This window comes from Pseudomonas sp. Colony2 (genome assembly GCF_019382755.1).
In the GTDB taxonomy this organism is placed as follows: domain Bacteria; phylum Pseudomonadota; class Gammaproteobacteria; order Pseudomonadales; family Pseudomonadaceae; genus Aquipseudomonas.
The window spans coordinates 6,169,629-6,192,839 of sequence record NZ_CP080030.1 but is presented as its reverse complement, the minus strand read 5'-3'; the positions used below and the strand labels follow the sequence as shown (position 1 = coordinate 6,192,839).

General features: G+C 62.5%; 16 protein-coding genes. 7 read left to right on the top strand and 9 right to left on the bottom strand.

Translation table 11 applies throughout. The features are described 5' to 3' along the window. Positions 1 to 14 precede the first annotated feature (14 nt). Entirely contained in the window at positions 15 to 791 is a 777-nt protein-coding gene (locus tag JV201_RS25125) for a TatD family hydrolase (protein WP_219406161.1), read from the bottom strand. A gap of 5 nt (positions 792 to 796) precedes the next feature. Then, positions 797 to 1,792 carry a catabolite repressor/activator gene (gene cra / locus JV201_RS25120; protein WP_177020445.1) on the bottom strand — a complete coding sequence of 332 codons (996 nt, stop codon included), beginning with the start codon at positions 1,790 to 1,792 and terminating at the stop codon, positions 797 to 799. Between the two features lie 294 nt (positions 1,793 to 2,086). On the opposite strand from cra, the gene ptsP reads away from it, so the two are divergent. From ptsP to JV201_RS25100, 4 genes are all read left to right on the top strand, one after another. Then, the gene (gene ptsP, locus JV201_RS25115) at positions 2,087 to 4,945 is read left to right on the top strand and encodes a phosphoenolpyruvate--protein phosphotransferase (RefSeq protein WP_102369918.1); all 2,859 of its coding nucleotides are present in this window, start codon (positions 2,087 to 2,089) and stop codon (positions 4,943 to 4,945) included. After that, positions 4,946 to 5,866 carry a 1-phosphofructokinase gene (gene pfkB / locus JV201_RS25110; protein WP_087694617.1) on the top strand — a complete coding sequence of 307 codons (921 nt, stop codon included), beginning with the start codon at positions 4,946 to 4,948 and terminating at the stop codon, positions 5,864 to 5,866. Between the two features lie 11 nt (positions 5,867 to 5,877). Continuing rightward, positions 5,878 to 7,590, top strand: coding sequence for a PTS fructose-like transporter subunit IIB (locus JV201_RS25105; RefSeq protein WP_008437280.1), 1,713 nt, complete (start codon positions 5,878 to 5,880; stop codon positions 7,588 to 7,590). A gap of 186 nt (positions 7,591 to 7,776) precedes the next feature. Continuing rightward, complete coding sequence (locus JV201_RS25100) at positions 7,777 to 9,318, top strand: alkaline phosphatase (protein ID WP_219406160.1); 1,542 nt, start codon at positions 7,777 to 7,779, stop codon at positions 9,316 to 9,318. A gap of 149 nt (positions 9,319 to 9,467) precedes the next feature. On the opposite strand, the gene JV201_RS25095 is transcribed toward JV201_RS25100, so the two are convergent. Both JV201_RS25095 and JV201_RS25090 read right to left on the bottom strand, forming a co-directional pair. Further along, positions 9,468 to 11,993, bottom strand: a complete 2,526-nt coding sequence (locus JV201_RS25095) for a sulfite reductase flavoprotein subunit alpha (RefSeq protein ID WP_219406159.1) — start codon at positions 11,991 to 11,993, stop codon at positions 9,468 to 9,470. A gap of 135 nt (positions 11,994 to 12,128) precedes the next feature. Further along, complete coding sequence (locus JV201_RS25090) at positions 12,129 to 14,423, bottom strand: TonB-dependent siderophore receptor (protein WP_219406158.1); 2,295 nt, start codon at positions 14,421 to 14,423, stop codon at positions 12,129 to 12,131. 219 nt (positions 14,424 to 14,642) lie between these two features. Between JV201_RS25090 and JV201_RS25085 the strand changes: the two genes are divergently transcribed. Both JV201_RS25085 and JV201_RS25080 read left to right on the top strand, forming a co-directional pair. Beyond that, complete coding sequence (locus tag JV201_RS25085) at positions 14,643 to 15,323, top strand: Fe2+-dependent dioxygenase (protein WP_008437276.1); 681 nt, start codon at positions 14,643 to 14,645, stop codon at positions 15,321 to 15,323. A gap of 2 nt (positions 15,324 to 15,325) precedes the next feature. Further along, positions 15,326 to 16,126, top strand: a complete 801-nt coding sequence (locus JV201_RS25080) for a tetratricopeptide repeat protein (RefSeq protein WP_219406157.1) — start codon at positions 15,326 to 15,328, stop codon at positions 16,124 to 16,126. Positions 16,127 to 16,192: 66 nt separating this feature from the next. On the opposite strand, the gene JV201_RS25075 is transcribed toward JV201_RS25080, so the two are convergent. From JV201_RS25075 to JV201_RS25055, 5 genes are all read right to left on the bottom strand, one after another. Continuing rightward, the gene (locus JV201_RS25075; protein WP_003215969.1) at positions 16,193 to 17,356 is read right to left on the bottom strand and encodes a type III PLP-dependent enzyme; all 1,164 of its coding nucleotides are present in this window, start codon (positions 17,354 to 17,356) and stop codon (positions 16,193 to 16,195) included. Between the two features lie 474 nt (positions 17,357 to 17,830). Beyond that, positions 17,831 to 18,988, bottom strand: a complete 1,158-nt coding sequence (locus JV201_RS25070; RefSeq protein ID WP_008437274.1) for a betaine/proline/choline family ABC transporter ATP-binding protein — start codon at positions 18,986 to 18,988, stop codon at positions 17,831 to 17,833. Continuing rightward, positions 18,985 to 19,638, bottom strand: a complete 654-nt coding sequence (locus JV201_RS25065; RefSeq protein ID WP_003215973.1) for an ABC transporter permease — start codon at positions 19,636 to 19,638, stop codon at positions 18,985 to 18,987. Before JV201_RS25065 ends, JV201_RS25070 begins: the two co-directional genes overlap by 4 nt. Before the next feature lie 11 nt (positions 19,639 to 19,649). Next, the gene (locus tag JV201_RS25060; RefSeq protein WP_219406156.1) at positions 19,650 to 20,543 is read right to left on the bottom strand and encodes a glycine betaine ABC transporter substrate-binding protein; all 894 of its coding nucleotides are present in this window, start codon (positions 20,541 to 20,543) and stop codon (positions 19,650 to 19,652) included. 38 nt (positions 20,544 to 20,581) lie between these two features. Continuing rightward, on the bottom strand, positions 20,582 to 21,334 hold the full coding sequence (locus JV201_RS25055; RefSeq protein WP_233092015.1) for an ABC transporter permease: 753 nt from the start codon (positions 21,332 to 21,334) through the stop codon (positions 20,582 to 20,584). A 295-nt stretch (positions 21,335 to 21,629) separates the two neighbouring features. Here JV201_RS25055 and JV201_RS25050 point away from each other — a divergent pair. Further along, a partial coding sequence (locus tag JV201_RS25050) for a peptide chain release factor 3 (RefSeq protein WP_003215978.1) occupies positions 21,630 to 23,211 on the top strand: 1,582 nt, incomplete at its 3' end.

The following is a 23,211-nucleotide window of genomic DNA, read 5'->3' as shown; positions in this document are numbered from 1 at the left end:
TCGGGGATGGGCGCCTACCAGTTGAACAGCTCGCAGGCATTGCGGGTGCTCGCCTCGGCCAGCGCTGAGGAACTGATGCCCATGCGCTCCGCCAGGGCGGCACAGATGTCTGGCAGGTGTTCGGGGCTGTTGCGCTGGCCGGGGTACATCACGGGGGCCATGTCCGGTGAGTCGGTTTCCAGCACCACGCTTTCCGGCGGCAGCCGGGCGATCACCTTGTGCATGCGCAGGGCTTGCGGCCACGTGGCCGCGCCGCCCAGGCCCAGTTTGAAGCCGAGCTTGATGTACTCGCGGGCCTCTTCCTGGCTGCCGGCAAATGCGTGGATGATTCCGCCCCGTGGCAGCCGAATGCGCTTGAGAGTGGCGATCACGGCAGCGTGGCTGCGGCGCACATGCAGCAGCGCCGGCAGTTGGAAGTCCACCGCCAGCTTCAGTTGCGCTTCAAACAGGCTTTGCTGGCGTTCGCGGTCCAGCTGTTCGAGGAAATAATCCAGGCCGATTTCGCCCACCGCGCACAGTTGCCGGTGGCCGTTCAGGCGGGTCAGCCAGTCGCCCAGTTCCGTCAGGTCGGCGGGGCGATGGTCGTCGAGATACACCGGGTGCAGGCCGAAGGCGGCGAATAAATCCGCGTCGGTTTGCACCAGGTCCCACAACCGTTGCCAATTCTGCTGATAGACCCCGAGCACCACCATCCTGCGCACGCCCAGGCGGCGACTGCGGCTCAGGACTTCGCGGCGGTCCGTATCGAAGTCCGGAAAATCCAGATGGGTGTGGCTGTCGATCAGCTCCACACCGCTTACTCCGAGTGAATCCGCTGCTTGAACGTACGGCCGATGGCATGCACGCCGGGTTCGTAGTGCTGTTCTTCAATGGCCGCCAGCGCCAGGCGCAGCGCGGTGTCGGCAATCAACTGATGCTGCTGGGCCATGGCATTCACCGGCAGCGGCAGGAAATCCAGCAGTTGGGTGTCGCCAAACGTCCCCAGTCGCAGTGGCCGGGATTTGAGCGGGAAGTCATGCAGCGCGTCAAACACCCCTTGCAGCAGGACGTAGGACGTAGTCACCAGTGCGTCAGGCAAATGCCCCAGGCTTTGCAGCAACTGCTCCATCAGCTGTCGGCCACAGTCGCGGCTGAACGACTCGCCTTGTTCGATCAGCACTTCGCCGCTGAAGTCTTTCAGCGCTTGCTTGAAACCGGCGGTACGTTCCTGGCTGATGCTCAGCTCTGGCCGCGCGCCGATCAACACGATCTGCTTGGGCAGCGGGTGCAGCAGGCTGCTGGTCAATTGCTGGCAGGCCTGGCGATCATCGCTGACCACCGAGCAAAACTGCGTAGACTCCATCACCCGGTCGATGGCGATCACCGGCAAACCCTTGGCTTGCAGTTCGCGGTAGCTGTCGTCGGTGGCCGGCAGGCAGCTGGCGACAAACAGCGCATCGCAACGGCGGGCGCGGAACAATTGCAGCAGTTGCCGCTCACTGTTGGCGTCGTCGTCGGAGCTGGCGATCAGCAATTGATAGCCGCGGGCACGGGCGCCTTGTTCGAGCAGCTTGGCGATGCGTGCGTAACTGGGGTTTTCCAGGTCCGGCAGGATAAAACCCAGGGTACGGGTGTGCCGGCTGCGCAGCCCGGCGGCCTGGGGGTTGGGCGTAAAGCCATGTTCTTCAACCACGGCGCGCACCCGTTCGACGGTTGCGGTGCTGATCCGTTGCTGTTCGGCCTTGCCATTGATGACGTAGCTGGCGGTGGTCACAGACACACCGGCAATGCGCGCGATATCACTGAGTTTCAAACCGGGATTTCCTTGTTTTTTAGAGCTTGCCCCGACATTTTGTCCAATCGTAACCGATTACTGCAGGCGACCATTGTCGCAACTCAACAGCCGAGTGGCTCTTCAATCATGGGAAATTAACGCGTAATCTGCCATAAATTCTAGATTAAACGTTTCAGCAAGCGTATTTTTACGATTATCGCGACGAGTGTGGTCCTGCCAACTGACCACTCAGTCAATTTTATTCGAACGCTTTTGCACTGATTTATTCAAAATAATACCTAGTGCGCCCGCCGCACTAACTAGGAGAACGGCATGCTTGAGCTCACCCACGAGCAGATATCCATGGGCCAGACGGCTGTGGATAAGTCTGCTGCCTTGCAACTGCTCGCTGAAAAACTGGTGGCCGATGGCCTGGTCGCCGAGGGTTACCTCAGTGGCTTGCAAGCGCGTGAAGCCCAAGGTTCGACCTTTCTCGGCCAGGGTATCGCCATCCCCCACGGCACCCCCGAAACCCGCGACCAAGTGTTCGCCACCGGCGTGCGCCTGCTGCAATTTCCCGACGGCGTGGATTGGGGCGATGGCCAGATCGTCTACCTGGCGATCGGCATTGCCGCCAAATCCGACGAACACCTGCGCCTGCTGCAACTGCTGACCCGTGCCCTCGGCGAGACCGACCTGGGCCAGGCCCTGCGTCGCGCCAGTTCTGCCGAGGCCTTGCTGAAACTGCTACAAGGTGCGCCGCAGGAGCTGGCGCTGGACGCACAGATGATTGGCCTGGGCGTGTCGGCTGATGATTTCGAAGAACTGGTGTGGAGAGGCGCACGCCTGCTGCGCCAGGCCGATTGCGTGAGCAATGGCTTTGCCGCCGTGCTGCAACAAGTCGACGCGCTGCCCCTGGGCGATGGCCTGTGGTGGTTGCACAGCGAGCAGACGGTGAAGCGCCCGGGCCTGGCTTTTGTCACCCCGGATAAACCGATGCGTTACCTGGGCCAGCCCTTGAGCGGCCTGTTCTGCCTGGCCAGCCTCGGCGAGGCCCACCAGACCTTGCTCGAACGCCTGTGTGCCTTGCTGATCGAAGGCCGTGGCCAGGAACTCGGCCGCGCCACCAGCAGCCGGGCCGTACTGGAAGTGCTCGGCGGTGAACTGCCAGCCGACTGGCCAAGCGTGCGCATTGCCCTGGCCAACGCCCACGGGCTGCATGCGCGCCCGGCGAAGATCCTCGCGCAATTGGCGAAAAGTTTTGCCGGTGAAATCCGTGTGCGCATCGTCGATGGAGACGTCGGCGCGGTATCGGTAAAAAGCCTGAGCAAGTTGCTCAGCCTCGGTGCGCGTCGCGGCCAGGTATTGGAGTTTGTCGCTGAGCCAACCATTGCCGGTGACGCCTTGCCCGCCTTGCTGGCGGCAGTGGAAGACGGCCTCGGCGAAGAAGTCGAGCCGTTGCCGGCAGTCAGCGCCCAACAAGCCGTGGCCGAGATCGAACCGGTCATCAGCGCGCCAGTGTCCGGCAGCCTGATCCAGGCCATTGCCGCCGCCCCCGGCATTGCGATTGGCCCGGCGCATATCCAGGTGCTGCAACCTTTCGAATACCCGCTGCGCGGCGAGTCGCCGGTGATCGAGCGCCAGCGCCTGCACGCGGCATTGACCGACGTGCGCCGGGACATCCAGGGCCTGATCGAGCGCAGCAAATCCAAGGCCATCCGCGAGATCTTCATCACCCACCAGGAGATGCTCGACGACCCGGAACTGACCGACGAAGTCGAGACGCGCCTCAAGCAGGGCGAAAGCGCCGAGGCCGCGTGGATGAGCGTGATCGAAGCCGCCGCCAAACAGCAGGAATCGTTGCAGGACGCCTTGCTCGCCGAGCGCGCTGCCGATCTGCGTGACATTGGCCGCCGCGTGCTGGCACAACTGTGCGGCGTCGAAACCGCCCAGGAGCCGGACGAACCCTACATCCTGGTGATGGACGAAGTGGGTCCCTCGGACGTGGCGCGCCTGGACCCGGTGCGTGTCGCCGGCATCCTCACTGCCCGTGGCGGCGCCACCGCCCACAGCGCCATCGTCGCCCGTGCTTTGGGCATTCCCGCGCTGGTGGGTGCAGGCCCTGCTGTATTGCTGTTGGCTTCGGGCACGCCGTTGTTGCTGGATGGCCAGCGCGGTCGCCTGCATGTGGACGCCGACGCCGCCACCTTGCAGCGCGCCACCGTCGAACGCGACACCCGCGAACAACGCCTGCAAGCCGCCGCTGCGCAACGCCATGAACCGGCCCTGACCCGCGATGGCCATGCTGTCGAAGTGTTCGCCAATATCGGCGAAAGCGCCGGGGTTGCCGGCGCGGTGGAGCAGGGCGCCGAAGGCATCGGCCTGTTGCGCACCGAACTGATTTTCATGGCCCACAAACAAGCGCCCGACGAAGCCACCCAGGAAGCCGAATACCGCCGCGTGCTCGACGGCCTCGGCGGCCGGCCGCTGGTGGTGCGCACCCTTGATGTGGGCGGCGACAAACCGCTGCCGTACTGGCCGATCGCCAAGGAAGAAAACCCCTTCCTCGGCGTGCGCGGCATTCGCCTGACCCTGCAACGCCCGCAGATCATGGAAGCGCAATTGCGCGCGCTGTTGCGTTCGGCGGACAACCGTCCACTGCGCATCATGTTCCCCATGGTCGGCAGCGTGGACGAGTGGCGCCAGGCCCGGGACATGACCGAGCGCCTGCGCCTGGAAATCCCGGTGGCCGACCTGCAACTGGGGATCATGATCGAAGTGCCGTCGGCCGCGTTGCTGGCGCCGGTACTGGCCAAGGAAGTGGACTTCTTCAGCGTCGGCACCAACGACCTGACCCAATACACCTTGGCCATCGACCGTGGCCATCCGACGCTGTCGGCCCAGGCGGATGGCCTGCATCCGGCGGTGTTGCAACTGATCGACATCACCGTGCGCGCCGCCCATGCCCATGGCAAATGGGTCGGCGTGTGCGGCGAGCTGGCAGCCGACCCGTTGGCAGTTCCGGTGCTGATCGGCCTGGGAGTGGATGAGCTGAGTGTGTCTGCGCGCAGCATCCCCGAGGTCAAGGCACGGGTGCGTGAATTCAGTCTGAGCGAGGCCCAAGGCCTGGCACAAAAAGCCCTGGCGGTGGGTTCTCCCGCCGAAGTGCGTGCGCTTGTGGAGGCCGTGTAAATGGCAAGGATTTTAAGCCTGACGCTGAACCCGGCGTTGGACCTGACGGTGCGCCTGGCGCGCCTGGAGCCGGGCGAGGTCAACCGCAGCGAAGCGATGATCACCCACGCTGCCGGCAAGGGCGTGAACGTCGCGCAGGTGCTGGCGGACCTTGGTCATCAGGTGACCGTGGGCGGCTTTCTTGGAGAGGACAATCCCCAGGCATTCGAGATGCTGATTGCCCGTCGCGGTTTTACCGATGCCTTTATTCGCGTGCCGGGCGAAACCCGCAGCAATATCAAGATCGCCGAGCAGGACGGGCGGGTCACGGATGTCAATGCGCCGGGCCCGTTGGTCAGCGAGCAGGCGCAACACGCACTGCTTGAGCAACTGGCGCGGATTGCTCCGGGCTACGACGCCGTCGTCGTGGCCGGCAGCCTGCCACGCGGCATCACCCCTCAGTGGTTCCAGGGCCTGCTGCAGCAACTGAAAAACCTCGGCTTGAAAGTCGCCCTGGACACCAGCGGCGAAGCGCTGCGCGCTGGATTGAACGCCGGCCCGTGGTTGGTCAAACCCAATACCGAAGAGCTGGCCGATGCCCTTGGTCATTCCACAGATGCCATCCGCCAACTGCATCGGCAAGGTGTTGAGCATGTGGTGGTCTCCGACGGTGCCGCAGGCGTGAGCTGGTACAGCCCGGATACCGCGCTGCACGCCACGCCGCCCAAGGTAACCGTGGCCAGTACCGTAGGCGCCGGCGACTCGCTGCTGGCCGGGATGCTTCACGGTCTGCTCAGTGGCGATACGCCGGAGCAGACCCTGGGCCGCGCCACCGCCATTGCCGCGATGGCGGTCACGCAGATCGGCTTTGGCATCACCGACGAAGCGCAGCTTGAGACTTTGCAGAGCGGCGTCCACGTGCGCCCGCTGACAGAACAATAAGAGGGTTGGTCATGAAGTTAGCCATTGTTACTGCCTGCCCAAACGGCATGGTCACCAGTGTGCTGTGCGCCCGCTTGCTGGATGCCGCCGCGCAACGCCAGGGCTGGAGCACCAGCGTCGAAGTGGTCGACGTGCAGCATCCGGAACGCCAATTGTCGGCGGCCACCATTGAAGCCGCCGAGTGGGTATTGCTGGTCAGCAGCACGCCGGTGGACATGCAGCGTTTTGTCGGCAAACGCGTATTCCGCAGCACGCCGGCCCAGGCGTTGCAGGATGTGGACGCGGTGTTGCGTCGCGGAGCCGAGGAGGCCCAGGTGCAGGTAGCTGACGCGGCACCGGCGAAAAGCACGCCGCGTATCGTCGCGATCACCGCGTGCCCGACCGGCGTCGCCCACACCTTCATGGCTGCCGAAGCGTTGCAGCAAACCGCCAAGCGCCTCGGTTATGACTTGCAGGTGGAAACCCAGGGCTCCGTGGGCGCCCGCACGCCGCTGAGTCCCGAGGCGATTCGTGACGCCGACGTGGTGCTGCTCGCCGCCGACATCGAAGTCGCCACCGAGCGCTTTGCCGGCAAGAAAATCTATCGCTGCGGCACCGGGATCGCGCTCAAGCAATCCGAGGCGACCCTCAACAAGGCGCTGGCCGAAGGCAAGCAGGAATCCGCTGCCAGTGGTGCCGCTGCCAAACCGGAGAAGACCGGTGTCTACAAACACTTGCTCACCGGCGTGTCGTTCATGCTGCCGATGGTGGTGGCGGGCGGTCTGCTGATCGCCCTGTCATTCGTGTTCGGCATTCATGCCTTTGAAGAAAAAGGCACTCTTGCCGCCGCGCTGAAAACCGTCGGCGACCAGGCGTTCATGCTGATGGTGCCGCTGCTGGCGGGTTACATCGCCTACTCGATTGCCGACCGTCCTGGATTGGCCCCCGGCATGATCGGTGGCCTGCTGGCCAGCACCTTGGGCGCGGGGTTTATCGGCGGTATCTTCGCCGGCTTTCTCGCCGGCTACTGCGTCAAATTCATCAGCCGCGCGATCCGTTTGCCCCAGAGCCTGGAAGCCCTCAAGCCGATCCTGATCATCCCGTTGCTGGCGAGTCTGTTCACGGGTCTTGCGATGATTTACCTGGTAGGGCCGCCGGTGGCGAAGATGCTCACCGGCCTCACGGATTTTCTCAGCACCATGGGCACCACCAACGCCGTGCTGCTGGGCATCTTGCTGGGCGGCATGATGTGCGTCGATCTCGGTGGCCCGATCAACAAGGCGGCCTACGCGTTTTCCGTCGGCCTGCTGGCAGCGCAAAGCGGTGCACCCATGGCCGCGACCATGGCTGCCGGCATGGTGCCGCCGATTGGCATGGGCATCGCCACCTTCCTGGCGCGGCGCAAGTTCGCCCAGACCGAGCGTGAAGCCGGCAAGGCCGCGTTGATTCTCGGCATGTGCTTTATCTCTGAAGGCGCGATTCCGTTTGCTGCCAAGGACCCGCTGCGGGTAATCCCGGCAAGCATCGCCGGCGGTGCGCTGACCGGTGCGCTGTCGATGTATTTCGGCTGCAAGCTGATGGCGCCCCATGGTGGATTGTTTGTGATGCTGATCCCGAATGCGATCAACCATGCGCTGCTGTACCTGCTGGCGATCGTGGCGGGCAGTTTGTTGACTGCCGTGGTGTATGCATTCCTCAAGCGCCCTGAGACCGTAGAACTTTCTGTCGCACCCGCCCAGGCATAACGCGGTTCATGTAGGAGCTTGCTTGCCTGCGATGCAGGCACCTCGGTGTATCAGCGCAACCGAGTTGAGGCTATCGCAGGCAAGCCAGCTCCCACATTTGACCTCCGTGAGCAATAAGGCCGGTGTCATAACTCGTTCATCCCGTCATGCTTAAGTTTCCCTTTTGCTGCTCGAGAGGGAACCCGCATGAGCCACTTCAATCTCGGCCGCCGCCGCGTGATGCAAGCCGTCGGCGCCGGCCTGTTGCTGCCGGGCCTCGCGCCTGCGGTGATCGCCTCGGTCAAGGATCGCCCGCAACTCACCGACGGCGTGCAGTCCGGCGACCTGCTGGGCGACCGCGCGATGATCTGGAGCCGCAGCGACCGCCCGGCCCGGATGGTGGTGGAGTGGGACACCCGCAGCGTATTCAGCAACCCGCGCAAATTCGTCTCGCCCCTGGCCGACAGCCGCACCGATTTCACCGCCCGTGTCGAACTCACCGGCCTGCCCGTCGACCAGGCGATCTTCTACCGTGTGCACTTTGAAGATGCCCAGACCGGCGTGGCCAGCGAGCCCTGGTTCGGTCACCTGCGCAGCGTGCCGCAGCAGCGCCGGGATATCCGCTTTGTGTGGAGCGGCGACACCGTCGGTCAGGGCTTCGGCATCAACCCGGACATCGGCGGCATGCGCATCTACGAAGCCATGCGCCTGCGCCTGCCGGACTTCTTCATTCACAGCGGCGACACCATCTACGCCGACGGCCCGGTGCCCGCGCAACTGACCACCGAGGACGGACGCATCTGGCGCAACATCACCACTGAAGCCAAAAGCAAAGTCGCTGAAACCCTGAATGAATACCGGGGCAACTACCGCTACAACCTGATGGACGAGAACGTACGTCGCTTCAACGCCGAAGTGCCGCAGATCTGGCAGTGGGACGACCACGAGGTGATCAACAACTGGTCGCCGAGCAAGCAACTGGATGAACGCTACAAGACTCGCGACATCAATACCCTGGTAGGCCGTGCGCGCCAGGCCTGGCTGGAATATTCACCGATGCGCCGGCAAAGCGCCGACCAGGGCGGGCGGATTTATCGCAAGCTCGGCTACGGCCCGTTGCTGGATGTGTTTGTGCTGGACATGCGCAGCTATCGCGGGCCGAACGATGACAACCTTGGCGGTGAAAAACCGTTCCTTGGGCGTGAGCAACTGGACTGGCTGAAGCGCGAATTGAAGGCCTCCCAGGCGCAGTGGAAAGTCATCGCCGCCGACATGCCCATTGGCCTGGGAGTGCCCGACGGTGAGGTCAGCCCCGGCGTGCCGCGTTGGGAAGCGATCGCCAACGGCGACCCGGGCCCGGCCAAGGGGCGCGAGTTGGAAATTGCCGAATTGCTCGCGTTTCTGCGGGCGCAGCAGGTGCGTAATCACGTGTGGCTGACGGCGGATGTGCATTACTGCGCGGCCCATCATTACCATCCGGATCGGGCGGCGTTTCAGGATTTTGAGCCGTTCTGGGAGTTTGTCGCCGGGCCGTTGAATGCCGGGAGTTTCGGGCCTAATCCGCTGGATAAAACCTTTGGCCCGGAAGTGGTGTTCGAGAAGGCGCCGACGGTGCAGAACAGCTCGCCGTTTGCCGGGTTCCAGTTTTTTGGCGAGGTGCAGATTGATGGGCAGACGGCGGAGCTGACGGTGATTTTGCGGGACCTGGATGGGGTTTCGGTGTTTGAACAGAAACTGGCGCCAGTGTGATTGCAATGCAATCTAGCTACTGAAGAAGAGCCAATGTGGGAGCGGGCTTGCTCGCGAAGGCGGTGTGTCAGTCAACAGATGTATCGACTGATCCACTGCCTTCGCGAGCAAGCCCGCTCCCACATTTTGATCGGTGTATCTTCAGGGGGTCAGTAAACATCCCGGCGGTAGCGGCCCTGCTCGATCAAACGTTCGACGGCTTCACTGCCCAGCACCTCATGCAGCACCTGATCCACACCCGCCGCCATCCCCTGCAAACTGCCGCAGACGTAAATCGCGGCGCCATCGGCCACCCATTTACGCAGCACATCCGCTGATTCGCGCAGGCGATCCTGCACGTAGATTTTCTCTGCCTGGTCCCGGGAAAAGGCCAGGTCCAGTAGCGCCAGGTCACCGCTGGCCAGCCAGCCTTGCAGCTCGTCCTGGCAGTGGTAGTCATGGGCGATATTGCGTTCGCCAAACAGCAGCCAGTTGCGCTGCTGGCCGTCGGCAACCCGCGCCTTGAGCAGGCTGCGCAACCCGGCAAGGCCGGTGCCGTTGCCCAGCAGGATCATCGGGAGCGGCTCGGTCGGCAGATGGAAACCACTGTTGCGCCGCACTCGCAGGCTGATGGTCGAACCCAGCGGTGCATGTTCGGTCAACCAGCCGGAACCCACGCCCACGCTGCCATCGGGGTGACGCTCCTGGCGCACGATCAGCTCCAGCACACCGTCGCTGGCAATCGAGGCGATGGAGTATTCGCGCATGCCCAGCGGCACCAGTGCATTGACCAGCGCCTGGGCATGCAGGCCCACCAGGTGTGCGCGATTGTCCGGCAGTTGGCGGCCGGCCATGGCCTGGTCGAGGGTGTGTGCAAGGCCGTCGACTACCACACCTTCGCTGCCGGCCCGTCCCAGGCCTTCCAGGAAGTGTTCGATGGCCCATGGGCAATTGCGTGGCAGCACTTCCACCAGGTCGCCGGCCAGCCAGTCCCGGGGGGCTGGCGGGGTGAGCCCGAGCAAATAGACGCCGGAGCCACTGCTGTGCGGGTTGAGCAGGGTGCGTTGCTTCAGGGTCCAGTTTTCATAGGTCGCGCTGGCCCATGCCGCAGCGGGTGCATGGCCGGTCAGTTGGCCCAGTTGTTGTTGCCAGTGCAGCAACGCATCGGTGTCGCCGCTGTCGACTTCCACCGGGGCGAACAGCGGGTTGCCGCCCTGGTTGGTCAGCCAGAAATGCAGGCGCCGGGCGAAGCCGCAGAAGTGTTGGTACTGGCGATCACCCAGGGCCAACACCGAGTAGTTCAGGCCCTTGAGGGACAGGTCCTGGCCGAGCACGCTGCGCTCGAAACCGCGGGCGCTGTCTGGTGCCTCGCCGTCGCCGAAGGTGCTGACCACGAACAGCGCATGGCTCGATTGGCGCAAATCCTCTTCGCTGACGCTGCCCAGCGACTGCACGTTCACTGGCACGCCGGCGGCCTGCAACTGCCCGGCGGTCTGCCAGGCCAGTTGCTCGGCAAAGCCGCTCTGGCTGGCAAAGCCGATCAGCCAGGCCGGCGCGTCGCTGTGGTTGCCGGTCAGGCCTTTGCGGGCATCGCGCACCTGGCGTTTCTTGCGGCGGCGGTCCAGATACAGCAGCCAGCCGGTGATGAAGAACAGCGGCATCAGCAGCGCGCTGAACGTCAGGATGATCCGGCCGGGCAGGCCGAAGTAGCTGCCGGTGTGCAGCGCATAGATACTGGTCAGGATCTGCGCCTTGAAGCTTTTGCCGGCGTAGGTGTCATGGGATTTGACTTCACCGGTGCCCGGGTCGAGGTTGATCTGGTTCAGTGCGCGGTCGTGGGGCGAGGTCTTCAGCAGGTAGTAGACGGTGGCGGGTTGGCCGGCGACCGCGGGCATGCGGATGTTGTAGCCGCTCAAGCCGGGGCCGGCGTTGCTGTAGATGCTGCTCCAGATCGCGGCGTAATTGGCCACCGGCGCAGGCCCTTCGGGGGCCGGGCCGCGCTTGCGTACGCGTTCGTTCTGCGGCGCGTCGGACAGCAGTCTGGTCATGCCGTTGCTGTACCACTCGTAGGACCAGAACAGTCCGGTCAGTGCCGCCAGAAGATAGAACAGCAGGCACCAAGTGCCGAATACCGAGTGCAGGTCCCAGTTGAAACTGCGGCCTTTCTTGCGCCAGTCCACCGCCAGCCATGCACGCCAGCTTGCCACCTGGCGCGGCCAGCGCAGGTACAGGCCCGAAAGGCAGAAGAACACCAGGATCAGCGTGCAGGCGCCGGTGATTTGCCGGCCGGTGTCGCCGATGGCGAGGAAACGGTGCAGTTGCAGCACGAAGCCGAAGAAGTCCTGGCCGACGGCATCGCCCAGGTAGTCGCCGGTGTACGGGTCGAAGTAGCGCATCTGCCCGCGACGTTCACCGGGCGGTGGGGTGAACCAGACCTTGGCCGCGTTGGTGCTGTCGGGCTGCACCGTGAGCATCGACACGACTTTGCCTTCGCGGGCTTCCAGCAGGTGCACCAGTTCAGCGGGCGGCAGTACCCCGGCCGGACGCTTTTCCACCGTCAACACCGTCGGGTTCAGCAACTCGATGATTTCATCCTGGAACGACACCGTTGCGCCGGTGATCCCCATCAAGGCCAACACCAGCCCGGCGGTAATGCCGAAGAACCAATGCAACTGGAACAGGGTTTTCTTCAACACGTCGTACGGCCTCGTCATCAGGTTAGGTGTTTCACGGCGCGCATTATGCCGCGAGTTGTCGAGAAACATTCTTTTTTACACGCAAAAACCCCACGCATCCGATGCGTGGGGTTTCGTGCAGTCATTTGTATCGGTTTAGAAATGGAAACTGGTGGTCAGCAGGGCCGTACGACCGGCTGCCTGGTTGGCAAAATGCGAGGCATAGGCCTTGTCGTAGTAGGTCTTGTCGGTGAGGTTCTGCACGTTCAACTGCAGGTCGACGTTCTTGGTCAGCTTGTAGCTGGCCATGGCGTCGTAGCGGGTGTAGGACGGCACGTAGACGGTGTTGCCCGCATCGCCGTAGACCTCGTCGACATAGAACGCGCCGCCGCCGATGGTGAGCTTGGGTGTCACGTCATACGTCGTCCACAGGCTGAAGGTGTTCTTCGGCGTGTTGGGCATCTGGTTGCCTTTGTTCGAGCCGGCACTGACGACACCGTTACGACCGTTCAGGCCCGGGTCCACCAGTTCGCTTTTCAGGTAGCTGTAGCCGGCGAACACTTGCCATTGATCGGTCAGCTTGCCGCTGGCGGAAAGCTCCAGGCCGTCGACGCGGGATTCGCCACCGTTTTCATAGGTCAGCGCGTCCACCAGGATCCGCGTGTTTTTCTTCTCGGTGCGGAACACCGCGGCGGTCAGGGACAGGCGGTCGTGGAACATGTCCCACTTGGTGCCCAGCTCGTAGTTGACGGTCTCTTCCGGTTTCAGGTCGCTGGTGGCGGCGCCGGCAGACAGCGGGTTGCCGTCGGCGCCTTCACCTACCAGGCCGCCGGCCGGTGAGGCTGAGGTGGCGTAGGAGGCATAGATGCTGCCGTTTTCAACCGGCTTCCAGACCAGGCCCGCCTGCCAGTTGAAGAACTGGCTGTCGTTCTTGATCTTGCTGCGGGCCTTGACGGTGGCGGTCGGCACCGCATTGGTGTTGGCCACGGTGTCGAAGGTGTCGTAGCGCAGGCCGACGTTCAGCAGCCATTTCGGGTCCAGCTCGATGGTGTCGAACACATAGGCGGCACGGCTGGTGGCCTTGGTGTTGGTGCCGTTGTAGTTGCGCGCAATGCTGCCGGTCCAGGCATCGTCCGGGTTCGGGTTGCCCAGCGAGGTGCACTGGCCGCCTTTGCCGGGCGCCGGGCAACCGGGGTTGCTGTTCGGGCTGACGGTGTAGCCGCTGTAGCGGGTTTCTTCGCCGGTGAATTCCAGCCCGGTGGAGTAGGTGTTCTTGAAGCCCAGCGCCTGGAAGCTGCCAAACAGATCGGTCTGGTTGGTGGTGGTCTCGGTGGTGGACACGCGGGTGTTCGCTCGGCGCCACACGGTGCCGAACTGGTTGACGTTGTGCTGGCTGTCGTCGGGTTGGGTGACGATATAGTCCTGGCCGGTGTTGCCGTGGCGCAGGGTGTTTTTCAGCGTCATGTTGTCGTTCAGGTCGTGCTCGATGGAGAACGTGCTGATGTCGGCGCGGGTCTTGCGGAAGTCGCGATCCTTGAGGCCGTAGAAGTTGTTGCTGTCGCCGCCGTCGGTTGGCTTGTCATGCACGTGGGCGGCTCTTGCGCCGCTGTTGCTGTAGCCATACGGAATGCCCGAATCCGGCAGGTCGTTGCTTTCCATGTGGTAGTAGCTGAGGTTGACGCGAGTCGGGGTGCCCAGGCCGAAGGTCAGCGACGGCGCCACGCCCCAGCGGTCGTAGTTGACGGCATCACGCCCGGCGACGTTCTGTTCGTGGCTCATCAGGTTCAGGCGGAAGGCCGCGCTGTCGAGGAACTGACGGTTGACGTCGAGCACATAGCGGCGGGTCTGGTCGGAGCCGTAGGTGAAGCCACCGTTGGTGAAGTCCCGCGCCTGTGGCGTCTTGCTCACCAGGTTGAGACTGCCGCCGGCCGAGCCGCGGCCGCCGAATGACGAGTTGGGGCCTTTGCTGACTTCGATGGATTCGATGTCGAAGATCTCGCGGCTCTGGCCGCCCGTGTCGCGCACGCCGTCGAGGTAGGTATCGCCCTGGGCGTCGAAGCCGCGAATGAACGGACGGTCGCCCTGCGGGTTGCCGCCTTCACCGGCGCCGAAGGTAATCCCCGGCACGGTGCGCAAGGCGTCCTGCAACGAAGTGGCGGCGGTGTCCTTGAGCACTTGCTGCGGCACCACGGTGACCGAGCGCGGAGTATCTACCAGCGGCGCGGTGTACTTCTGCGAGGAGGCTTTTTCGACCTGGTAGGACGTGCTGTCCTGTTCCTGGCCGGTGATGCTGGTGGCTCCCAGGGAAATGCTGTTGCGCTCGCCTTTCTGCTCGGTGTCTTCAGCAGCTTGCGCCATTTGGGCGGCAGAGCTGGCGCTGATGGCAACGCCGATGGCCGAGGCCAGCAAACGTGGTGAACTGGCAGGTGTTTTTATCGAAGTGCGCGGCATGAGTGTGTCCTTTCCCCAAGGAGGTGAGGCCGCGGAATATAGGGAGAACAAGACTTCATATCAATTGCGATACATTACTATTCGCACTGAATTTACGTTCTTTACACTTTTTGCTTACGGTTTTGACGATCTCGTTCGTCCTTTGGGCGGGAGTAGGGTTGTACACAGTCAATAAGAATCACTATCATTGGCGCCTCACTGTTTTCAGGTAATGCCTCCATGTTGCTGCACATTCCCGGCCTGTTCTCTCGCGAGGAAGTGCTGCGCATCCGCGAAGCCCTGGCGCACACCGAGTGGGCCGACGGCAAAATCACTGCCGGGCACCAATCGGCCAAGGCCAAACACAACCTGCAACTGCCGGAAGGCCACCCGCTGGCAAAGGAAATCGGCGCGGCGATCCTCGATCGCTTGTGGAAAAATCCGCTGTTCATGTCAGCGGCGTTACCGCACAAGGTCTTCCCGCCATTGCTCAACTGTTACACCGCCGGCGGCAGTTTCGACTTCCATATCGACAACGCCGTGCGCCAGTCCAAGGGCAGCCACGAGCGGGTGCGCACTGACCTTTCCTCCACCGTATTTTTCAGCGACCCCGACGACTACGACGGCGGCGAGCTGGAAATCCAGGACACCTTCGGCCTGCAGCGGGTCAAGTTGCCGGCGGGCGACATGGTGCTGTACCCCGGCTCCAGCCTGCACAAGGTCAACGCCGTTACCCGTGGCGCGCGCTACGCCTCGTTTTTCTGGACCCAAAGCCTGGTGCGCGAGGACAGCCAGCGCACCTTGCTGTTCGAGATGGACGGGGCGATCCAGCAACTGAGCCGCGACGTGCCCGACCACCCCGCGCTGATCCAGCTCACCGGCACCTATCACAACCTGCTGCGCCGCTGGGTTGAGGTCTGACCGTGGGCTTTTTATTGCGCCGTGAAGAAGTACTCAACGTTGAGCAATTGCAGAGCATGCTCGACGACTCCCCGGTGCGCGCCGCCCAGGCGATTTTGATCGCCGCGAAGGAGGGCGTGGTGGATGCCCAGGCGCTGCTCGGGCAAATCCTGCTGGAAGGGCGCGGCATCGAGCGCGATGAAGCACTGGCGATGCGCTGGTTCCGCATTGCCGCCCAGGGCGGCCATTTGATGGCGCGCAATATGCTCGGGCGTTGCCTGGAGCATGGCTGGGGTTGCGAGGCGGATGCCGTGGCGGCGGCCCGGGAATATCGTCGGGCGGCCGAGGCCGGGCTGGATTGGGGTTTGTACAACTACGCCAACCTGCTGGCGACCGGGCGCGGGGTTGCCGAGGATCAAGCCCAGGCGCTGGCGTGTTATCGACAGGCGGCGGAACTGGGCCATGCCAAGTCGATGAACCTGCTGGGGCGTTATCTGGAAGAAGGGCAGTACTGCCCGAGGGATCTGGAGGCGGCGGTGGCGTGGTATCGCCAGTCAGCAGAAGGCGGGGATTTTCGCGGGCAGTTCAGTTATGCGGCGGTGTTGGCGGACCGGGGCGAGATAGAAACGGCACTGGAATGGTTGCGCAAGGCACTGGCGGGCGGGAATTTGAAGTTCTTGCGGGTGGCGCACAAGGCGTTGTGTGCCGCCAATGATCCGCAGATACGGGCAATGGCCGAGATCTATCAAGAGCATGCGATTGAACTTGATCGTTCCTACGCGCTGCGTGGAAATGCCGCCCTGGACGCCCTGCGTCCGCTCTAACGGCGTGACGCAGAGCGTCACCGGATGCGTTCCCACGCAGAGCGTGGGAACGATCAGGGCGTGCGTTTACAGGTAGAACGATTTCAATGGCGGGAAGCCATTGAATTCAACTGCGCTGTAGCTGGTGGTGTACGCACCGGTGGACAACCAGTACATCCGGTCGCCAATCGCCAGGTTCAGCGGCAGGCCGTACTTGTAGTTCTCGTACATGATGTCGGCGCTGTCGCAGGTCGGGCCGGCGATAACCACTTCTTCCATCTCGCCTTTCTTCTCGGTCCAGATCGGGAACTTGATGGCTTCGTCCATGGTTTCGATCAGGCCGGAGAATTTGCCCACGTCGGTGTATACCCAACGCTCGACGGCGGTGCGGGATTTACGCGCAACCAGTACCACTTCGCTGACCAGGATCCCGGCGTTGGCGATCAACGAACGGCCCGGCTCCAGGATGATTTCCGGCAGATCGTCACCGAAGTCTTCCTTGAGGAAGCGGATGATTTCCTCGGCGTAGGTTTCCAGGCTGTTGGTGCGGGTGATGTAGTTGGCCGGGAAGCCGCCGCCCATGTTGATCAGCTTCAGGTGGATGCCGTCTTCTTCCTTCAGGCGCTCGAAGATCACTTTGACCTTGGCAATCGCCGCGTCCCACACGCTGATGTCACGCTGCTGCGAGCCGACGTGGAAGGAGATGCCGTAAGGCACCAGGCCCAGGTCGCGAGCGAGAATCAGCAGGTCCATGGCCATGTCGGTCTGGCAGCCGAATTTGCGCGACAGCGGCCAGTCGGCCGTGGTCGAGCCTTCGGTGAGGATACGTACATACACTTTCGAACCCGGGGCGGCCTTGGCGATATTGCGCAGGTCGGCTTCGGAGTCGGTGGAGAACAGGCGCACGCCCTTCTCGTAGAAGTAGCGGATGTCCTTGGATTTCTTGATGGTGTTGCCGTAGCTGATACGGTCGGGGCTGACGCCGCGGTCCATGACCTTGTCCAGCTCGTAGATCGACGCGATGTCGAAGCTCGAACCCTTGTCCTTGAGCAGGTCGATGATCTCGACGGCCGGGTTGGCCTTGACGGCGTAATACACCTTGGCGAATTCGAAACCGGCGCGCAGGTCATCGTAGGCCTGGCTGATCATCGCGGTGTCGATCACCACGAACGGGGTTTCCTGGGTGTCGGCGAACGCCTTCATTTTGTCAAAAGTGGCGCGCGCGAAATAGTCTTCGACCTGGATCGACATGCTGGGAACTCCTACTGGCAAACTAGATTGATCAATGGGTGCAAATGAACGTCCTCCGTATCCCCACTTTGGTTCGCCTACTTCCCAAGGCATGTCGCCGAAAGCAAAAAGGCCATGGGATCAACCGCTTCCCTTGGCCTTGCTGTCTCGTCGTCAGTACTTGAGCCGGATGGATCGTTTCCAGCATGGACGTTCGGCGCGAACTTTAGGACGTGAGGGGCTATAGATCAACTAAAAATGTCGCGTTTTTGCACGCGTTCGTCGTGCGGCCGCGTGCAGCTACTTATGTAACCGACCGGTATGACGGATTGATGTTCCCCGGGAGGGGCAATTTGAGGTGTTGCAGGTACAGTGAAGATCCAATGTGGGAGCGGGCTTGCTCGCGAAGGCGGTGTATCAGCCAATGCATCCGGTGACTGACACTCCGCCTTCGCGAGCAAGCCCGCTCCCACATTTTGACCGCTGTGTGTCAGGTCAGGCCAGTGCTGTCTCGGCAGGCGACACAATGCTGGTCTTGCCCCCACGGGACTTACCGGAACTCAGGTACTCGGCAATCGACTCCTGGGTCACTTCCCCGAGGAACACCCGCTCCGCATCCATCACCGGCAACCACGAGCGGTTGAACTCGTACATCCGCGACAGCAGGATGCGCAAATGCTCGTCATACGCCGCCGTGGCGTTGAATTCCCGCAGGTACTGGCCGCAGGTACCGGTCTGACGATGCAGGTCGCGACGTCGCACATAACCCAGGGCCTTGTTCTCGGCATCGGTGACCACCACGTAGCGACGGTCCAGCTCATCCATCTGCTCCAGGGCATCCGCCACCGGCGTTTCCGGGCTGACCGACGGCGCGTTGTCCGCCGCATCTTCAGCCTTCACCAGCAGCAGGCGCTTGAGGGTGCTGTCCTGGCCAACAAAGTTGCTGACGAATTCGTCGGCAGGGTGGGCCAGCAGGGTGTCCGGGTGGTCGATCTGCAGCAGCTTGCCGGCGCGGAAGATCGCGATCTTGTCACCCAGCTTGATGGCTTCGTCGATGTCGTGGCTGACCATGATCACGGTCTTGTTCAGCGCGCGCTGCATCTCGAAAAACTCGTTCTGGATCATCTCGCGGTTGATCGGGTCGACCGCGCCGAACGGCTCATCCATCAGCAGCAACGGCGCATCCGCCGCCAGGGCGCGGATCACGCCGATCCGCTGTTGCTGGCCGCCGGACAGTTCACGCGGGTAGCGATGCAGGTACTGCTTGGGTTCGAGCTTGATCATGCTCATCAACTCGCGGGCGCGGTCGTGGCATTTCTGCTTGTCCCAGCCCAGCAGCTTGGGCACCACCACGATGTTCTCTTCGATGGTCATGTTCGGGAACAGACCGATCTGCTGGATCACGTAGCCGATGTTGCGACGCAGGGTCACTTCGTCAAGGTCGGTGGTGTCTTCGCCGTTGATCAGGATCTTGCCGGAGGTCGGCTTGATCAGGCGGTTGATCATCTTCAGCGTGGTGCTCTTGCCGCAGCCCGAGGGGCCGAGGAATACGCAAATTTCGCCTTCGTTGACGGTCAGGCTTACGGAATCAACGGCGGTGATGGTCTTGCCGTTGCTTTGGAAGGTCTTGGTCAGGTTTTGAAGTTCGATCATTTGAGCAGTCCTTTTGGAGTCAGCGTGCGTTGTAGCCATTGCAGAAGCAGGTCGGCGAAGATGGCCAGGAGACTGACCAGCACGGCGCCAACGATCAGCATCGACATGTCGCTGCGGCTGATGGAAGCCAGAATAAGTACACCCAGGCCACCGGCGCCGATGGTGGCGGCGATGGTCATCACACCAATGTTCATGACGACGGCGGTGCGCACACCGGCGAGGATCACCGGTACGGCAATCGGCAGCTCGACCATGCGCAAGCGCTGGCCGAAGGTCATGCCGATGCCTTTGGCGGCCTCGCGAATGCCCGGCTCAACGCCGGTGAGGGCGAGGTAGGTGTTACGCATGATGGGCAACAGGGAATAGAGGAACACGGCGGTGATCGCCGGCATCGGCCCCAGGCCCTGGCCGAACTTGGAGTAGAACGGCAGCAGCAGGCCGAACAGCGCAATCGACGGCACGGTCAGCAACACCGTGGCACTGGCTTGCAATGGGCCGGCGAGCGTCGGGAAGCGGGTCATCAGCACGCCCAGGGGCACGCCGACGACGATTGCGAGGATCACTGCAATGCCGACCAGGGTGATGTGCTGCCAGGTCAGGTGCAGGACTTGGGCCCAATCAAGATGGGAAAAGGCGTTCAGGAATTCCATGTCTTCTCCTCTTAGTTGATCGGATGCTGGCGCAGGAAATCTGCGGCCACGGCGGACGGGCTTTCGTGGTCGACGTCGACCCGCGCGTTCAGCTGGCGCATGGTTTCGTCGTCGAACAGCGCAGCCAGTGGCTTGAGATCAGCGGCCAGTTGCGGATGGGCATCGAGGTAAACCTGACGCACCACCGGCGCGGCGGTGTAGTCCGGGAAGTAGTGCTTGTCGTCTTCCAGCAGCTTCAATTTGAAGGCGTTCAGGCGACCGTCGGTGGTGTAGACCAAGCCGGCAAACACCTGGCCATTACGCAGCGCGGTGTACACCAGGCCGGCGTCCATCTGCCGGGTGTTCTTGCGGGTCAGGTTCATGTCGTACAGCTTGACCATGCCGGCCATGCCGTCGGAACGGTTGGCGAACTCGGTGTCCAGGGCCACCAGGCGGTTTTCCTTGGTTTTCTCGGCCAGTGCCGCGGTCAGGTCGCTGATGCTGTTGACCTGCGGGAATTCCTTGGCCACGTTCTCTGGCAGGGCCAGGGCGTAGGTGTTGCTGAATTTCGACGGGGAGAGCCAGACCAGGCCTTTTTTCGCGTCGAGTTCTTTCACTCGGGCGTAGGACTGTTCGCTGTCGAGCTTCTCGTCGACGTGGTTGTAGGCCACCAGCGACACGCCGGTGTATTCCCAGATCAGGTCCAGTTGCCCGCTTTCCTGGGCACTGCGCGCCAGGTTGCTGCCCAGGCCGCCGGTCACACGGGTGTCGTAGCCCTTGGTGCGCAGGTACTGGGAGGTGATTTCGGCGAGCAGGGTCTGTTCAGTGAACACCCGGGCGCCGATGCGGATGACCGGTTTTTCAGCGGCTTGCGCAAACCCTGCGAACAGCAGGACGCAGCTCAATATCAATGTCAGTTTTTTCATGTGAATTCCTGTTTCAGGCCCAAGACGGGGCCAAAGCCTTAAGACGGACGCAACCCGCGTTCCAGCCAAAGGCGGCTGGCCATGGTCACCAGACCGTCGAGCAGCAAGGCCAGCAGCGCGGTGCATGCGGCGCCGAGCAGCAGTTGCGGCTGATTGTTCAGGGCGATGCCGGGGAAGATCAGGCTGCCCAGGCTGTTGGCGCCAATCAGGAACGCCAGGGGCGCGGTACCGACGTTGATCGCCAGGGCCACGCGCACACCGCCGATGATGATCGGCACGGCGTTGGGCAATTCCACGCGAAACAGCACCTGGCGCGGCGTCATGCCGATGCCGACGGCGGCTTCTTTCAGGGAACCTTGAACGTTTTTCAGGCCTTCATAGGTGTTGCGCACGATGGGCAGCAACGAGGCGAGGAACAGCGCGAAGATCGCGGGGCCGCTGCCGATGCCAAGGACACCGAGGGCGATGGCCAGTACGGCCAGGGGAGGGACGGTATTGCCGATGTTGAAGATCTGCATGAAGCGTTCTGCGCGCCCGACCATGTTGGGTCGGCTCAGCAGGATACCGGCGGGAATCCCTACGATCAGGGCGGCCAGCATCGAAACAAGGACGAGGATCAAGTGAGCTTGCAGGTAAAACAACAAATCGTCGCGGTACAGTTCGATCGTGTTGATGCCGATCCAGTGGACCAGCAGGGCCAGGAGAGCGACGACAACCGCTCCTCCTATCAGCCCTTTGCCATAGCGAATAGCCACAGGCGGACTCCTTTTTTCTTTTGTCGGCGAACACATTTCCGAGCGGCAATGCCATTCCTGGCTGTCGGCGAATGTGGTCGCGAATAGCAGCTCGCCCCTACCGGCAACGCGGTATGCGGTCGAGCCATGAGCGCAGCCTCGTCAGGCTAACTTGCTGATTTTTCAGCCCCTGTTACGAGTGCGATAGCAGGGGAGTGGACGTCTCTACCTTTTAAAAGGTTCCATACTTGGCAGCAATTAGCCACCCCCAATGGGGTGAACGGTGGTCCGTCACCCCGGGTTTGCGCTATACTCGCCGCCCTTTTTTGACTCACCTGCCAGGCGATTTCCCATGACCCACCAGGCCGCCGAAGTCGCGAAACGCCGCACTTTCGCCATTATTTCCCACCCCGATGCCGGTAAAACCACCATCACCGAAAAGCTGTTGCTGATGGGCAAGGCGATCGCGGTGGCCGGCACGGTGAAATCCCGTAAATCCGACCGCCATGCCACCTCCGACTGGATGGAAATGGAAAAGCAGCGTGGTATTTCCATTACCACGTCGGTCATGCAGTTCCCGTATCGCGACCACATGATCAACCTGCTCGACACCCCGGGCCACGAAGACTTCTCCGAAGACACCTACCGCACCCTGACGGCGGTGGACTCGGCGCTGATGGTCCTCGACGGCGGTAAAGGCGTCGAGCCCCGCACCATCGCGCTGATGGACGTGTGCCGCCTGCGGGATACGCCGATTGTCAGCTTTATCAACAAACTCGACCGTGACATCCGCGACCCGATCGAACTGCTGGACGAAATCGAAGCCGTCCTGAAGATCAAGGCCGCGCCGATCACCTGGCCGATTGGTTGCTACCGCGACTTCAAGGGCGTGTACCACCTGGCCGACGACTACATCATTGTGTACACCGCCGGCCACGGCCACGAACGTACCGATGTGAAAATCATCGAGAAGCTCGACTCCGACGAAGCCCGCGCCCACCTGGGTGACGAGTACGACCGGTTTGTCGACCAGCTGGAACTGGTGCAGGGCGCCTGCCACGAGTTCAACCAGCAGGAATTCCTCGACGGCCAGCTGACGCCGGTGTTCTTCGGTACCGCCCTGGGCAACTTCGGTGTCGACCACGTGCTGGATGCCGTGGTCAATTGGGCCCCCAAGCCGCTGGCCCGGGTTGCCAACGAGCGTACCGTGGAGCCTGTGGAAGAGAAATTCGCCGGCTTCGTGTTCAAGATCCAGGCGAACATGGACCCCAAGCACCGCGACCGTATCGCCTTCATGCGTATCTGCTCCGGCAAATACGAAAAAGGCATGAAAATGCGCCACGTGCGTACCGGCAAGGACGTGCGCATCGGCGACGCCCTGACCTTCTTCTCCTCCGAGCGTGAGCAGCTGGAAGAAGCGTATGCTGGCGACATCATCGGCTTGCACAACCACGGCACCATCCAGATCGGTGACACCTTCACCGAAGGCGAAGTGCTGGGCTTCACCGGTATCCCGCACTTCGCCCCGGAACTGTTCCGCCGCGTACGCCTGCGTGACCCGCTGAAATCCAAGCAACTGCGCCAGGGTTTGCAGCAGTTGGCGGAAGAGGGTGCCACCCAGGTGTTCTTCCCGGAACGCAGCAACGACATCATCCTCGGCGCCGTCGGTGTGCTGCAGTTCGATGTAGTGGCCAGTCGCCTGAAAGAGGAATACAAGGTGGAATGCTCCTATGAGCCGATCACCGTGTACTCCGCGCGCTGGATCGACTGCAGCGATAAGAAGAAGCTGGAAGAGTTCAAGATCAAGGCCGTGGAAAACCTCGCGATCGACGGCGGTGGTCACCTGACCTACCTGGCCCCGACTCGGGTCAACCTGGCGCTGATGGAAGAGCGCTGGCCGGATGTGAAATTCCGCGCGACCCGTGAGCATCACT